The following is a 14,345-nucleotide window of genomic DNA, read 5'->3' as shown; positions in this document are numbered from 1 at the left end:
GTCTATTTTATATGTACACGTGATTCCTAAATCCAAAATCCATTCATGTTCCTCTTAGGGAAAATCCAAAATCGTATCATCTACCCTTACCTAATAACACAACACGAATGGTTTTAAGTGCAATTACCAAATCCAAAGCAAGTGAGTAATGTTTGATGTAATAAAGGTCATATGATAGCTTTTCGCGCGCGTCATCAACCGATGCACCATAAGGATACATAACTTGTGCCCAACCTGTTATTCCCGGCTTGACGCTGTAGCGCATATTGTAGTAAGGAATGGATGTAGCAAGCTTGACATCAAACTCCGGTCGTTCGGGACGCGGACCAATCAAACTCATTTCACCCTTCAATACGTTCCATAGCTGTGGCAACTCATCTACGCGCGTTAATCGTAACCAACGCCCTACAGATGTTACACGTGAGTCGTGTTCCATAGCCCATTGGGCGCCGAGTTGTTCTGCATCTTGATACATCGAGCGGAATTTATGAACGCGGAAAGTTTCACCATTATATCCACTGCGTACCTGTGAATACAGTAATGAACCAGGACTGTTCAATTTAACAGCAATAGCTGCTAACAGCATCAGCGGAGACAGCACGACTAAAAGCAAACTGGCTGCAACAACATCAATTACTCGCTTACTGTTCTGGTGAAATTTATTTGAGTTCAGCTTGAACGCTTTATCAAACACAAACCAACTATCATTTAGTAGATTTGGTGGAACCTTATACCAGATTCTTTCGTAGGCATCAGGTAGTTGATAAATAGGTATCCCTTGGAGACTATATTTTGAAAGCATTTGTAATTCTTCTGCTTCCGGAGGCGCCTGTGTTGCCACAACAACTCCAGATAAAGGACGCGAATTAGATTCTAAGAATTTACTAGAGTTTGTCAATATTACATTAGTATATTTATTCTGCTGCGCTAAATCTTGTTTAAATTGATAGGCGCCTTGACTTGCTCCCACAACTAACCAGCGGTTACTAGTGGACAAAGCATCTATGCCAACCTTTCCAAACGGCGCGCGTATATAAATAACGGCTAAAAATCGAGAGATAATTGCCCAGAGTGGAAATACTCCTAAGCTAGCTAGCAAAATACCTTGACTTAGCTGCCAGTTTGCTTGCCAAATGTTTGATAAGTGGATGAATGCAGCGCTAAGTACACTTGCTGTAATCAGACTAATAATAAATCTAAATCTCGTCCAAACAAGTGCTACCTGTACTTGCAGGAGGTACACATCAAATATATATAGTCCAATTAACACTGATAAAACTATTCCAGAAACAAAGGGATTAAACTGCTGTATTAATTCTTTAAACTGCGTTTGCAGCGCAAAGCCAACACTGATAAACACGCCTGCCAAATCTGCGATAAGTAGAAATACCGCTAAAGTTGGGGGTATCGTGAGTTGCCTAGGTAATGTTAAGTTTTTTTGGAAAAAAGTGGTATTTGTTGACATCGTACTGATATCTTTATTGTCTTAATACCTAGAGTTCCCAATTTTTTGCAAAAATAACACACAAAGCATATATTTATTTTTAATTACCTAACCCCCCGACCCCCTTCCCTTTAAGGGAAGGGGGAGAATATTAACCCCCTCTCCTTGCAGGAGAGGGGTTGGGGGAGAGGTCTACTGTCAGTGTCAAATATCTAAATAGCTTGACTTAGGCGAATATACTGATGCCGTTTGTGTAAATACTGAAATATATTGACTTCAAATTTAAATTTATTATTATCACAATTTTCCTATGCCAGTAAATGCTGAAAACGATTCAATCAATTTTCGACAAGCTTGGCGAATCATGAAACGCCGCTGGCTTGCAGTTACCGTTGTTCTTAGTTCTGTAGTCGGAATCACAGGAGCAGTCACGTTTTCGCAAACACCTATTTACGAAGCTGATGGAAAACTCATATTCAATAGAGCCAATTTGTATTCATCGCTGACAGGAATTACCGAATCACAAAATATAGATATTCCAGGTCTCAACTCAGCTAACCCTCTAGAAACACAAGCAGAAATCATTCGCTCTCAACCTCTGGTTCAAAAGACTATTGATACCCTAGAACTAAAAAACTCGAAAGGACAACCGCTCACAGTCGCTGAATTTTCTCAGAGGATAAAAGTTGCCGGAGTCAAAGGAACTGATGTACTGCAAATTAGTTACCGTAGTTCTGATGCAAAGGAAGCTGCTGTTGTTGTTAATACTTTAATCAAAAACTATCTCGAAAACGATATTCGCACAAACCGAACCGAAGCTGTTGCCGCGCGGGAGTTTATTAGCAAGCAATTACCCGAAGTCGAAGCAAAAGTGCGTTCAGCAGAATATGGACTACGGCAATTCAAAGAGAAAAATCGCGTCGTAGAACTGCAAGAAGAAGCTAAAACATCAATTAAGAATCAAAGTGATTTAGCCGACCAGATTATAAAATCAGAAGCACAGTTAGTAGATATTAGCTCACAAATCCAAGCTCTGCAAAATCAACTTGGTCTAAATTCACGTCAAGCAGTTGCCCTTAATACCCTCAGCCAATCAACCGCAGTTCAGCAACTACTCAACGAATTTCGCTCCTCCCAAGACAAATTTGCAGTTGAAAGAACCCGCTATAGCGACGAGCATCCAATAATTATTGACTTAGCCAACAAAGTCCAAGTACTGCGACAACAATTAGAACTTCGTATCGTGCAAACTCTCGGCACATCACAAGCTCTCAGAGAACGCGACTTACAACTTGACCCCCTCAAACAAAACTTAATTGCCGAACTTGTCAAACAAGAAATTGAAAGAACAGGTTTATCAAATCGTGTTGCCACTTTAGGTAATGCTTTAACTCTATATAAACAGCGCGCTTCGATACTTCCACGTCTCGAACAAAACCAACGTCAACTCGAACGTAACTTACAAGTCGCGCGTCAAACTTACGAACAACTTTTGAGACGATACCAAGAAGTACAAGTTATCGAAAACAAAACTGTTGGTAACGCGCGTATAGTCTCCGAGGCTCAAGTTACAAATCGCCCCGTATCACCCAAATTATACTTGAACTTAGCATTAGGTGGATTCTTAGGTATCATACTAGCCATCGGCGCCGCGCTCATGTTAGAAGCATTTGATGGGTCAGTTAGAACCATCGAAGAAGCACAAGAACTACTTGGCTATGCATTACTTGGTACTATCCCGCGTCTTTCTGTAAGTCGTCATTATCGAAATCGTGACATCTCAACTTTACCCATTCGTGATAACCCCTGGTCACCAGCAAGTGCAGCATTTGAAAAACTTCAAGCAACACTCGAATACACTCTCCCCGACCAAGTAATCAAAAGCATTGTTATCACCAGCGCTGTACCCAACGAAGGTAAATCTTTTGTGAGTGCCAACTTAGCACTAGCAATGGCTCAACTTGGGCGCCGAGTACTAATCATCGATGCTGACATGCGGTGTTCGCGTCAACACGAAATCTGGAAAATTGAAAACTCGCAAGGATTAAACGAAATATTAGAAAGTACAATCGACTTAGCCTCAGCAGCAAAGCATATTGCAAATAACGTTTATCTCCTAACTGCTGGCGCCACTCCTTCAAACCCCTTTGCCACACTTGCCTCTCCACGAATGAACGCGCTAATTGCAACCGCACAGCAACAATATGACTTTGTAATCATTGATACCCCACCTGTAATATATGCTGCCGATGCTTTAGTTTTGGGTAAACTCGTTGATGGCACCTTAGTAGTAGTTCGTCCAGGCGCCGCTAACTCAGCAATTTCCCAAGAAATGAAAAGTTTACTTACACAGTCAAGTCAGCATGTTCTTGGAATGGTTGTTAATGATGTTATGGATGAAACAGATTCTTATTATGGGTATGGGATACAGAAGGGGTATTATCGATTACCAACGGTAGCTAAATAACATGATTTAATTATGGGACGGGCAAGGATGCCCATCCCACAGTAGATGGAATGAATAATGTGCATAAATCAGGAATATTACTGTTTGGAGTTGTAGCTTAAAAAAGCTGCTTACTTATTTGTAATATTTAGTAATATATTTATGCATAAATTGGTTTGGGGTAAACTAGCATTATTATTTACACTTAGCTTATTTAATGGTTCTTTGCCGACATCAGCATCGGTTGTATGTACAACAAACCCTTACAACATAGCAAGTAGAAACTACGGCACAAATGGCAGCAATGGTAGTGATGGGCGCCCTGGAAGAGATGGTACATCAGGTCAAAACCAAAATATTTTTGCAAATCGTTCTCCGATAAATCTTGATTTATCCGGTAAAGATGGAGAAGATGGAGAAGACGGCGAACATGGTAGCAATGCTTATTGTGTACACCAATCTAATAAAGACCACGATATACAGGCAGCAAACGGTGGAAATGGTGGAAACGGTGGTAAAGGTGGAGACGGTGGTTCGGGCGGGTTACTAACTGTTTACTTCAATAATTTAGAAGACTTAAAACAAATATTTGTGCGTGCATCAGGAGGAGAAGGTGGACGGGGTGGACGAGGCGCCTCTGGGACACAAGGATGTAACTGTCGTAAAAAAGATTGGGAAATAGAAACTTGTAAAGGAACTCCAGGCAGTCCAGATTATAAATGTTCTAAGAAAAAATACAGATGTACCGATGGTCGTGATGGTAGCTATGGCAGTAATGGTAGCAATGGTAAAAAAGGTTATTTAGGAAGATTAAAGATTGTTAAGAGCAAAGAAACGTTGGCGCCGGATAACTTTAAAATAGCTGTACCAATTTCTGAACTAGCGAGTAAGCAATTCAACTTGTCCAAAAACAAATGGGATACTCGTACAGGCGCCACTGCTCTACTTGCTCCAGGTTCAGTTATTGAGGATGAATACCAAGAATTCGACAAACGACTCGAAGCAACTTTTGCGCTCTCTTGGCAAGACAAACAACCTGTCAGTCGTTATACTGAATCTGCAACCATTATCCTTAATGATAAGAACCAAGTAGATATTTCTTTTCCTGAAGATTTATGGGTTGACGGTAATAGTAAAACAGAAGGTAACGTTACTAAATATACATTAAACTACGCCATTCCGAAAAAAGATGTCGCACGTTTAGCTGTGGCAGAATTTGCTGGCACCGAACAAAACCTGAATTTAAAAATAGTAGATTTAGGGGGAAGGTCAGATATAATTAATACTCAATTTCGGATTAAGTATTATGTGCAAGACAGTAGCGAACGTGGTTTCCCTGATAATCAAAAAGTGTATACAGGTGATATTTCTCCAGAACTTGTAACGCGCGAATTCAATCGATTTACTCTAGCTTTGGGTAAACTACCAAATATATCACAAGCATCACACGCTGGCGCCAAAGTCAACATTGAACTAGAAATAACCAGAACTTTAGGACAACGTTCTGCAAAGCAAACCATTAACTGGCAAGGTAATATCCGTAAAACCATGTAATATCATGTCAGGTTAATTACCCATAATATAATATGATGTAGAGACGTTACATGTAACGTCTCTACCTATTTTATCTGCGAGTAAAATCTATGCCCATAATTTCTAGTTTTTGCTAAGGAAGCTACTTCAATTGCACATCCCCAAGATAATGTTACACCAGAACCACCATGTCCATAGTTATGGATTATTGAGGAGTTTGGCTCATATTCCAATCTTACATTTTGTTTACGACTAGGACGCAATCCTGCCTTTACAGGTTCTGCCTTATCAACTTTTGCATTTTCAAGAATTGGTAAAAAGTCTATGCACCGTTCTAACATGTCGCGTACAGGTTTATAATTATTAAGTCCAATATCAATACTCCATTCATCTGGTTCAACTAATCCACCTAGTAAAAGCCTATCATCTCCTCTAGGAATTATATAAATCATATCTTGGTCGGATGTAGAGCTATCAAAAGACATGCAATAAGATTTTAAGACAGGCGCCATTGTTTTACCATCGTTCTCAACTTGCACTAATGCACCACGTAAAGGATACATAGAATCATCATTTGCTAGTTCAATTGAACCTAAACCACTACAATTAACAATAATATCGGCGCCGAATACAGCTTTTAAATGCTCTTCTTGCTCTAATAAACTTCCAGATAATTTTTGTTGAATAATATTAATTCCTGAATCAAGAGTTTGTTTAACCAACCAGTCTATATACATATCAGTATCAACCATCGGAGCGATAAAAGTATATGCATCTTTTAGTTGATAACGAGTATTAATATTATTGTCTTGAATTAAATTTGAATTACGCTCAAAACCTTGTACTTTATTTTTAAACTCAAGCATCTTATTATATTCTTGCTCGTTATCTTCAATAGGTTGCTTGAAGAAAAACACAACAGGACGCATTCTAACTCCAGTTTCTGGTTTTGATGCAAGTTTATCAAATATCTCATATGAAGTCATACACCATTCTTTTGAACGGGTAAGAGACTCCTCATTACGATGATGTCCACAAACTGCTGGTGGATACTCCCATAACGCACCCGCAATAACAGAAGTTATATCCGGCGCCAAATTTTCAGCAACCACAGTCACTTTAAAACCTTCTTTTTGCAAACACAAAGCAGAAGTTAAACCATTAACCCCAGCACCAATTACTAAAGCTTGGGGATGCTTTTTAGAAGAATTACTCATATATAATAAACATTCAAGACTATATGGGCAAACTTAGCATATGCGCGTAGTAAGAAAAGTTAGCAACGGATTATAAACGGATGTAACGGATGATTTATTGGTTACAAATAAGATTTTTTATGGCGCCTATTTGTCAAGTTTAATCTACCCAAAGATAGAATATTGCTGATTATTAAATCTCTTGTACAGCCTCTTGTGCTGCCTCTTGTGGAGCGGGCATCCTTGCCCGCCCCCCTATCTAATTGTTCAGAAAGCAAAATTATCAAAATTTGTAATCTATAATACTATTTATTCAAAATCAATCTTAACTGTTAAATGCAAATGATTATAATTCAATCATTAGAATCCCTATCATTTTTATCATCTTTGTCATCGTTATCATCATTAGACACTTTATCTCTAGTAACTGTTGTTTGGGAAGGACGCAGTGAATTTAGCGAAGGTATTGTTTACAGTACATAGTATTTTAAAAAACTTTCTTAAGGCGGATTTTAAGCTGTTGTGATAGTTTCTTCAAGGCGCCCAATACAAAATTGAATCTACCGTAAGATATACGTAAATATACATAAATTATGTAATCATTATCATCTAGCAAATACTATCAACGTGCGTAAAAACCTTGAAACTAATAAACATCTGTCGAATCAACTTGATACTGGCAACATCAAGTGCAATAGGAGTTGTTATCTGTCAACCATCCTATGGTGTTCCCCTGTACAACATAACTGATCTGGGCAATTTGGGTTCATCAGAAAGGGTAGTAGTTAATGGCATTAATAACTTAGGGCAGAAACCAAGTAAAGAAATTGACTGACTACTCTAATTGATGAGCAAACATAATTGGGTAGATACGCTCAAGTACTTCCATTAATAAATCTTCTGGACATGTTGAAATTAATGCTGCTTGTCTTGCACGATAGTCTAACGAGCGCAGTTGGTCAGTCATGATTACACCCGTTACAGGTAGATTGGCAGGAATATTTACATAGAAAGGGTTTCGGCGTTTGGTATTGCTGATTGGACACACAAAGGCAAAACCACGATATTGATTAAATTCTGTATAACTAATAACGAATGCTGGACGAGTACCCCGACCCTCGCGTCCCAATTGGGGATCGAAGTTTAGCCAGATAAAATCACCACGCGCAGGCACGTAATCTACCATTCTTCTTCTCCGATTGCTTCCCCCCAATCAATCTCTGGTTCAGTATCGAGTTCTTGGCTTATTAATTGCTGGAGTGAATATTTACGATTTTGCTTTACTGGTTGGATAATTATTACACCATTTTCAAGACGGCAATCTACTTCACCATTTACAGCCAAAGCTAATTCGTCAGCAATGTATTTGGGAATTCTGATGGCAAGAGAGTTACCCCAGCGTCCAATTTGAGTTTTCATTCATCGTACCTCTAGATATACAAAGTATATCCTATTTGTTGGTAATGCTCGGATTTGAATGCTATTCCGGCACCTCAAGATATGTAGTTCGGTAAACCGTATTAAAGAGTACGGTAAACAGAATAAATTAAATATCGGTTGTCGATACAGAGGTGCCGAACAGAACCCAATCAACAGAATGAGTTTATTTTTGAAAATTGGGTTGGCGATTTCGCTTCAAGTTATGTTACGAGCTACGCTTTTGGCAAAAAGCAAAGGTTCATAAAGTTTTGAGATTTTGTTTATGATTTATAGTAAATTAGTGATACCAGTCTAAAAAATAAGTTATAACATGTATAAAATTAATTTATTTTTGTATCAAAGAGTACAGGATGGCATATCCGAAACACTTCCCAAATGACTGCCCTCCATCAGAATGCGATATTGCGTCGGGAGAGTTTTACAGGTACATAAAAAATGAAAAACCGGAACCAGAAGATTTCCTATCTTGGCGGCAAGAAAATCCAGAAAGAGAATGTCCTAAAGGTACATCGGAATGTCAAGCTTGTGGGGTATCAATTTATTTGTCATTGGATGATGCTAAAAAGCTATCTCGTAGAGTCGCGTATTTTAGGAATAAGAAAATAGCCAAGGGTACTCTGAATGACGAACTGGGAACAATAAAAAATACTCCATCAAATGTTGGTAAATCTCATCATACTTGGTGGATACCAGAGAATAAAGAGCCTTGGAAAGTTTTTGAACCGATTGATGGCAATCAACAAAATTCTACTCAAAAATAACAATATAAATTATGAGTTTTTTGCCGGAAAAAACAGTATTAGGACAGCTTGAAATCATAGAAGTTTATGACTTTTATGATAAACCTGTATTGTTTTCCTGTAAAAATAAATCTGGATTTATTTTTATTGCAGTTTGCGTAGATAGTTCAGACTCTGCGGAAATATGGTTATATGCTCCCGTATCTTCATCTAGATTTCAGCACATAGTTCGGGGTGAAGTTGAGCTTAAAGATATATTTGCTGATACAGAAGATGCTTTTGTCTATCAAATAGAAATTCCTTATGAAGATAGCCAAGACGCTGTTTACAATATTGTTGATTGTAAAGAAATACCAGATGAATATATGCCAGAGTCTGGGGAAATAATTCAATCCACAAATAATGACGATGGTAATAATATTACCAAAATTTCTACACAAAAAAGAAGAGAAATTATAGACTTTGTTTTACAGTTTCCAAAAAAAGATATCTTAGAAGTTCCTGTAGGCGATTTAGGATTAATCTTATTTTCATTACAAGAGACAATTGATGCTATAGGACAAATAAAGCTAGGGAAATCAGAAAGCCACATTATTGAACAAGAAGTAAAGCAGAAGACCCAAGTTGCTATGTCTCGTGTATTTAAGGGTTCATTTGGTATGCGTCTAGAAGGTACTGTATATGAAGAAGATAGTTTAGGTTTAGGAGAGTCTTTTTTAGGACAATGCCTAAAAGAATTTATACAGTTAATAAATCTTGGAGCAAATGCAGATGAATTGCCGACTAAATTGAATATGCTAAAAAAGAAAACTGCTTTTAAATATACTGATTTTTTAAAAGCTTTAACTAGAATTGGAATAAGTAAGTTGCATATAGGCTGGGCTTCTCCTAACAAAGAACTGCAAACTGGAGAAATAGAACTAGAAACTGTATATAAGGTTCTTGATATTATCAAAAATATTCAGACAACAGCAGAAAAAGAAATTTCTATAAAAGTCAAATTGATTCAAATTAATTATCCTGGCAGAACAGCAACTTTACAAGAAGTAGGCTCGACAAAAAAATACAAATGCTTAATAGCAGATTCTGCGATTAAAGATGTAGAGACTATTAGTAAAGCACAAGAATATTTGGCAACTATCCGAGATTCTGCAATACTATTTTCTTTTACTAACAAAAAAGAACACAAATATGAATTATTAAGTTTAAAGTCAGAATCTGCAATTGAAGCTGAAACATTCATTGAGTAATCTCATTAAGGGCGCCTCAAGATAAGTAGTTCGGAAAACCGTATTAAATAGTCACGCTAACAGATTGTGCGATAAGCAGCTTACTGTAGGTTCATTAGATGCTCCCGCAATTTTGCTTTTATTTTGCCAGGGTTACGTTTCGATCCAAATAGTTATTTCAAGCATCAAGCTAGACAAGATGCTCGTAAACGAGTAGGCGTTCTTAGGTATTGGTCTGTGTCAATAGTTTTGGTGTGTTCTCTCTTCTTAATTCTTCCTTTGCGTTCTTTGCGTTCTTTGCGGTTCGTTTTTTCTACTCTCCAAATTTAATGACACAGACCAGTATGAAGGCGCCTTCACTCAACTTACAAATATTAGCTGTTTTCTCTGTGCTATCTATGTCTCTGTGGTAAATAAAATTACATTAACTGCACAGCCTGGGAAGGCTGTGCTACAAGATTATTCTACGGTTACAGATTTTGCTAGGTTGCGTGGTTGGTCTACGTCTAAACCTCTACGCGCGGCTATATGATAAGCGAGTAGTTGCAGTGGAACTACGGTGAGGATAGGTGATAATATTTCATCGACGTTGGCTATGGGTAGTAAGTCGTTGAAAATTTCTCCTGCTTCTCCGTCGCTTATTGGTGTTACTCCTATTAAACGGGAGTCGCGCGCTTTGGCTTCTTGGGAGTTAGAAATTACTTTTTCGTAAACTTCACCAGGTACGGCAATTGAAACTACTGGTACTTTTGCATCTAATAATGCTATTGGTCCATGTTTCATTTCTCCAGCAGGATAACCTTCTGCATGAATATAGCTGATTTCTTTGAGCTTTAAGGCGCCTTCTAAAGCAATTGGGAAATTTATTCCGCGTCCCAGGAATATAACATCTTGGGTATCAGCAAAATTATGTGCTAAAGTTTCGCTCAGTTGTTCTTGTTTTTCTAATGTTGCTTCGATTTCTTTAGGAATTTGACGCAACCCGTTAATTATATCTTCTATTTTTTGAACAGGTAAGGCTTGGCGCCGATATGCTAAATCAATTGCCAGCGCATAAAATGCCATTAATTGGGCAATAAATGTTTTTGTTGCAGCTACACCAATTTCAATTCCTGCTAATGTACTAATAATATGGGGAACTGAATGTCCAAGGGTGCTTTCTGGACGGTTGGTTATACCTAAAAGCCTTGCTTGATATTTTGGCTCACGACCTTGGCGCCGTTCTCTTTCCATTCCCAGTGCTGCTAGTGTATCGGCTGTTTCACCTGACTGGGTAACACCTATAGTTAAAGTATTAGCAGTTAAGGGTGCAGGTGCATAGCGATATTCAGAAGCATAGCTGACTTGAGTTGGAATTTGCGCTAGCTGTTCTAGTAAGTATTTACCTACAAGTGCAGCGTGCCAACTAGTACCACAAGCTACGATTTGAATTTGTTCTAAATCAGCATAAAATTCGCTGGGAATTCCTAAATTTATAGGAGATTCATTATTTGGAGACTCTGTAAAATAAGCGTCTAAACAAGCACGCACAACACCTGGTTGCTCATATATTTCTTTGAGCATAAAGTGCTTGAATCCTTGTTTTTCAACCATTGTTGGACTCAAGTTGAGTAAGCGAGGTTGTTTCTTAAGTCGCTTACCCGTAAAATCATAAACTTCCACACCCAACGGTGTTAACCTGGCTATTTCACCATTATCAAGTGGTAATACCGCACGGGTATATGAAACAATCGCAGGTGTGTCAGATGCACAGAAAAATTCACCCTGCCCAAACCCAATTACTAAAGGCGCCTGTTGACGTACTACAATTAACTCATCAGGAAAATCAGCACTAACAACTGCTACAGCAAAGGCGCCATGAAGTTGACCAACTGCTTTACGAACTGCCTCAAAGAAGGGTGAATATGCTTCCCCTGTAGCAATTTCCTCTTGCAGGAATCTAGAAATTAAATGTGGAATAACCTCTGTATCGGTTTCCGAACGAAACTCAACACCAAAACTCTTGAGTTCTTCGCGTAACTCGCGATAATTTTCAACAATACCATTTTGTACTACAGCCACACGGTTGGGAGTGTCCATGTGGGGGTGAGCATTGTACTCTTCTGGTTTTCCATGCGTTGCCCAGCGTGTATGACCTATACCCACTTGAGCAGGATTTTCTATTTGTTCAAGCTTCGAGCGCAAGTTGTGTAACTTACCCTTCGCGCGTACACAATTTATATCACCCTCCAAGATCGTAGCAATTCCCGCAGAATCATAACCACGATATTCGAGCTTTTCCAAACCTGAGAGCAATATTTCCGTCGCTGCTTGAGTGCCAATATAACCAACGATTCCGCACATTGATTTACACCATGCTATGAGGACAAATTAAACACGTATCCTTAGCTATCATAACTGGTGGAATCTTATAGGCAAGGATGCCTATTTATACCCTAAATTATTTTATGTGGCGCCAGTACCTCATTTGTTACACAGCCTACAAATTAACCGTCCCAAATTTAAAATATTTATTACTCCTTACTTTGTATTCTAAAAAGTCATATTTCACCTTAAATTGCAGTAAGGGCAGGTTAACCCACAATCTCAGACTATATTAAAATCCCGTAAACCTGCACCCTGGTTACAAAACCATCAAATAAGTGTTTTTCCCAGACTCTGGTAAAACGTGCAGTTTTTGATTTGTTAAATCAGGTTCTAACCCTAAATCTTCTAATGGTATTAATCCTAATAATGGGTCTGAATCTTCTGGTAGTTCAATGCAATTAAACAATCCTTCTCGTCCTTCAACTACTATATGTAACTCTTTATATATACGTGCGGTTTCTATTCCCGTAGCTATTTTTATATCTACTTCTCCCTGAAGAGGTAATCCTAAATCAAGAACAATATTTCTAGGTAAGCAAAGCCTTGTTGCTCCTGTATCAACTAAAACATCATGTAATGTAATTGAGCGTACTTGTTCTTCTGGTATAAACCCTCGAAGAGCTAAAATCTGATCTATGTGGTTAGTAACCGTGATGGTGGTAGTAACTTTACCCATTTTTTCATTAGTAGGTGCCATATTATTTTCTTACTCTTTTGCTCAATAATTTATTTAATAATTATAAATATTGTTCGTTTCTTTTTAATTTAACGAGACACGCACGTTTAAATGCAACGACCAAAAAAGGGCGTGCGTGATGTGGTTATTATACCCGTAGGGACAGGTTAACGCAAAAATTCGGATTATATATATACAACCCTGTAAACCTGCCCCCAAACTGCCCCCAAACCGCCCCCAAACGCACGCAAAATTACGACATTGTGTTAACGGAGCGGGGGTTAAAGGGGTGGGTGTGCGTTTAATTGTATTATATGGTTAATCTGCCCTTATATCACTGCACAGGCAAGATGCCTGTGCCACAAGATAACACTTTAACAATTGTTGGGAGTGCAAAATCCTTCCCCTGAAAGCGTCGCAGCGCGAATTTCTTCTATGGGGAATTTTGGCGTTCGGTCAGCATACAACAAACCGTTAGCTTCTTGGAAGGTATCGGTGAATTGTGTATAACAAAATCCACTGAATATCTCTATATTATTAACCGCTTCGAGCAAACCAGCGTATTTCATTTGTAGCTCGCTAATATTGAAGCAGCGCTCATATCCCCAAACTTTATCTTTATCTAAGCTATCATCAGGAGCATAAGCAATACCACCAAATTCAGTCAGCATAATTGGTTGTCCTTGATGAGGAAAGTTATCAAGGGTAAGGATACGTCCACCGGGACGCTTTTGATTAAGCACATCTGACAATTTAACTTCTCCCCCATAACGACGAGCTAGGTGCAACGGTTTAGTGTCGTAGTCATGAATTGCGAGAATATCTGTATCTATACTTTCCCAACCATCGTTACCAATTACTGGACGACTTGGGTCAAGCGTTTTCGTTAAGTGGTACATTGCTAAAACGTAGTTACGATGAGCTGCCGTTTCTACGAGATTTGGCACTCCCCAAGATTCATTAAAAGGTACCCAAGCTACAATACACGGATGGCTCATATCTCGCTTTATTGCTTCAGTCCACTCGCGCGTCATCCGTTCCACTGCTTTACGGGTGAAGCGATAAGCACTAGGCATTTCTTCCCAAACCAACAACCCTAAAACATCTGCCCAATATAAAAAACGTGGGTCTTCAATTTTTTGGTGTTTACGTACTCCGTTAAAACCCATTGCTTTAATAAGTTCTACATCACGCTGCAATGCCTCATCACTCGGTGGAGTCATAAACGTATCTGGCCAGTACCCTTGGTCAAGAACCATTCTTAAGTAATAAGG

The 14,345-nt window shown here is 38.6% G+C and carries 12 protein-coding genes; 5 read left to right on the top strand and 7 right to left on the bottom strand.

All coding sequences use genetic code 11. From position 1 onward, the window contains the following. Window positions 1–76 precede the first annotated feature (76 nt). Window positions 77–1,465 carry a sugar transferase gene (locus AC2JBO_RS15050; RefSeq protein WP_496954461.1) on the bottom strand — a complete coding sequence of 463 codons (1,389 nt, stop codon included), beginning with the start codon at window positions 1,463–1,465 and terminating at the stop codon, window positions 77–79. A gap of 289 nt (window positions 1,466–1,754) precedes the next feature. On the opposite strand from AC2JBO_RS15050, the gene AC2JBO_RS15045 reads away from it, so the two are divergent. After that, a complete protein-coding gene (locus AC2JBO_RS15045; protein ID WP_496954460.1) occupies window positions 1,755–3,911 on the top strand; it encodes a GumC family protein in 2,157 nt (718 codons plus the stop codon). Window positions 3,912–4,052: 141 nt separating this feature from the next. Continuing rightward, the gene (locus AC2JBO_RS15040) at window positions 4,053–5,444 is read left to right on the top strand and encodes a collagen-like protein (RefSeq protein WP_496954459.1); all 1,392 of its coding nucleotides are present in this window, start codon (window positions 4,053–4,055) and stop codon (window positions 5,442–5,444) included. A 65-nt stretch (window positions 5,445–5,509) separates the two neighbouring features. On the opposite strand, the gene AC2JBO_RS15035 is transcribed toward AC2JBO_RS15040, so the two are convergent. Continuing rightward, window positions 5,510–6,640 carry an FAD-dependent oxidoreductase gene (locus AC2JBO_RS15035; protein WP_496954458.1) on the bottom strand — a complete coding sequence of 377 codons (1,131 nt, stop codon included), beginning with the start codon at window positions 6,638–6,640 and terminating at the stop codon, window positions 5,510–5,512. A gap of 321 nt (window positions 6,641–6,961) precedes the next feature. Here AC2JBO_RS15035 and AC2JBO_RS15030 point away from each other — a divergent pair, with 321 nt between their 5' ends. After that, window positions 6,962–7,102: a hypothetical protein gene (locus AC2JBO_RS15030; RefSeq protein ID WP_496954457.1), complete on the top strand. Its 141-nt coding sequence runs from the start codon at window positions 6,962–6,964 to the stop codon at window positions 7,100–7,102. A gap of 352 nt (window positions 7,103–7,454) precedes the next feature. On the opposite strand, the gene AC2JBO_RS15025 is transcribed toward AC2JBO_RS15030, so the two are convergent. Then, a complete protein-coding gene (locus tag AC2JBO_RS15025) occupies window positions 7,455–7,805 on the bottom strand; it encodes a type II toxin-antitoxin system PemK/MazF family toxin (RefSeq protein WP_496954456.1) in 351 nt (116 codons plus the stop codon). Next, window positions 7,799–8,038, bottom strand: a complete 240-nt coding sequence (locus AC2JBO_RS15020; RefSeq protein WP_496954455.1) for an AbrB/MazE/SpoVT family DNA-binding domain-containing protein — start codon at window positions 8,036–8,038, stop codon at window positions 7,799–7,801. Before AC2JBO_RS15020 ends, AC2JBO_RS15025 begins: the two co-directional genes overlap by 7 nt. 371 nt (window positions 8,039–8,409) lie before the next feature. Between AC2JBO_RS15020 and AC2JBO_RS15015 the strand changes: the two genes are divergently transcribed. Continuing rightward, complete coding sequence (locus tag AC2JBO_RS15015) at window positions 8,410–8,820, top strand: hypothetical protein (RefSeq protein WP_496954454.1); 411 nt, start codon at window positions 8,410–8,412, stop codon at window positions 8,818–8,820. A gap of 11 nt (window positions 8,821–8,831) precedes the next feature. Then, window positions 8,832–10,049: a DUF6575 domain-containing protein gene (locus AC2JBO_RS15010; protein WP_496954453.1), complete on the top strand. Its 1,218-nt coding sequence runs from the start codon at window positions 8,832–8,834 to the stop codon at window positions 10,047–10,049. A gap of 438 nt (window positions 10,050–10,487) precedes the next feature. On the opposite strand, the gene glmS is transcribed toward AC2JBO_RS15010, so the two are convergent. The 3 genes from glmS to AC2JBO_RS14995 all read right to left on the bottom strand — a co-directional run. Next, window positions 10,488–12,371 (bottom strand): glutamine--fructose-6-phosphate transaminase (isomerizing), encoded by a 1,884-nt coding sequence (gene glmS / locus AC2JBO_RS15005; protein WP_496954452.1) that lies wholly within the window; start codon window positions 12,369–12,371, stop codon window positions 10,488–10,490. Window positions 12,372–12,651: 280 nt separating this feature from the next. Beyond that, window positions 12,652–13,092 carry an aspartyl protease gene (locus AC2JBO_RS15000; RefSeq protein WP_496954451.1) on the bottom strand — a complete coding sequence of 147 codons (441 nt, stop codon included), beginning with the start codon at window positions 13,090–13,092 and terminating at the stop codon, window positions 12,652–12,654. 353 nt (window positions 13,093–13,445) lie between these two features. Beyond that, the coding region (locus tag AC2JBO_RS14995) for a glycoside hydrolase family 2 TIM barrel-domain containing protein (protein WP_496954450.1) at window positions 13,446–14,345 on the bottom strand (900 nt) is incomplete at its 5' end.

This window comes from Calothrix sp. CBUCES-K 9914 (assembly GCF_059640475.1).
Note: the sequence above shows the minus strand (reverse complement) of the source record. Positions and strands in the feature narration are given on the sequence as shown.

Excerpts from the sequence above, each read along its gene's own strand:
- AC2JBO_RS15050 (WP_496954461.1), bottom strand. The coding sequence starts at position 1,465 with ATGTCAACAAATACCACTTTTTTCCAAAAAAACTTAACATTACCTAGG.
- AC2JBO_RS15045 (WP_496954460.1), top strand. The coding sequence starts at position 1,755 with ATGCCAGTAAATGCTGAAAACGATTCAATCAATTTTCGACAAGCTTGG.
- AC2JBO_RS15040 (WP_496954459.1), top strand. The coding sequence starts at position 4,053 with ATGCATAAATTGGTTTGGGGTAAACTAGCATTATTATTTACACTTAGC.
- AC2JBO_RS15035 (WP_496954458.1), bottom strand. The coding sequence starts at position 6,640 with ATGAGTAATTCTTCTAAAAAGCATCCCCAAGCTTTAGTAATTGGTGCT.
- AC2JBO_RS15030 (WP_496954457.1), top strand. The coding sequence starts at position 6,962 with ATGATTATAATTCAATCATTAGAATCCCTATCATTTTTATCATCTTTG.
- AC2JBO_RS15025 (WP_496954456.1), bottom strand. The coding sequence starts at position 7,805 with ATGGTAGATTACGTGCCTGCGCGTGGTGATTTTATCTGGCTAAACTTC.
- AC2JBO_RS15020 (WP_496954455.1), bottom strand. The coding sequence starts at position 8,038 with ATGAAAACTCAAATTGGACGCTGGGGTAACTCTCTTGCCATCAGAATT.
- AC2JBO_RS15015 (WP_496954454.1), top strand. The coding sequence starts at position 8,410 with ATGGCATATCCGAAACACTTCCCAAATGACTGCCCTCCATCAGAATGC.
- AC2JBO_RS15010 (WP_496954453.1), top strand. The coding sequence starts at position 8,832 with ATGAGTTTTTTGCCGGAAAAAACAGTATTAGGACAGCTTGAAATCATA.
- glmS (WP_496954452.1), bottom strand. The coding sequence starts at position 12,371 with ATGTGCGGAATCGTTGGTTATATTGGCACTCAAGCAGCGACGGAAATA.
- AC2JBO_RS15000 (WP_496954451.1), bottom strand. The coding sequence starts at position 13,092 with ATGGCACCTACTAATGAAAAAATGGGTAAAGTTACTACCACCATCACG.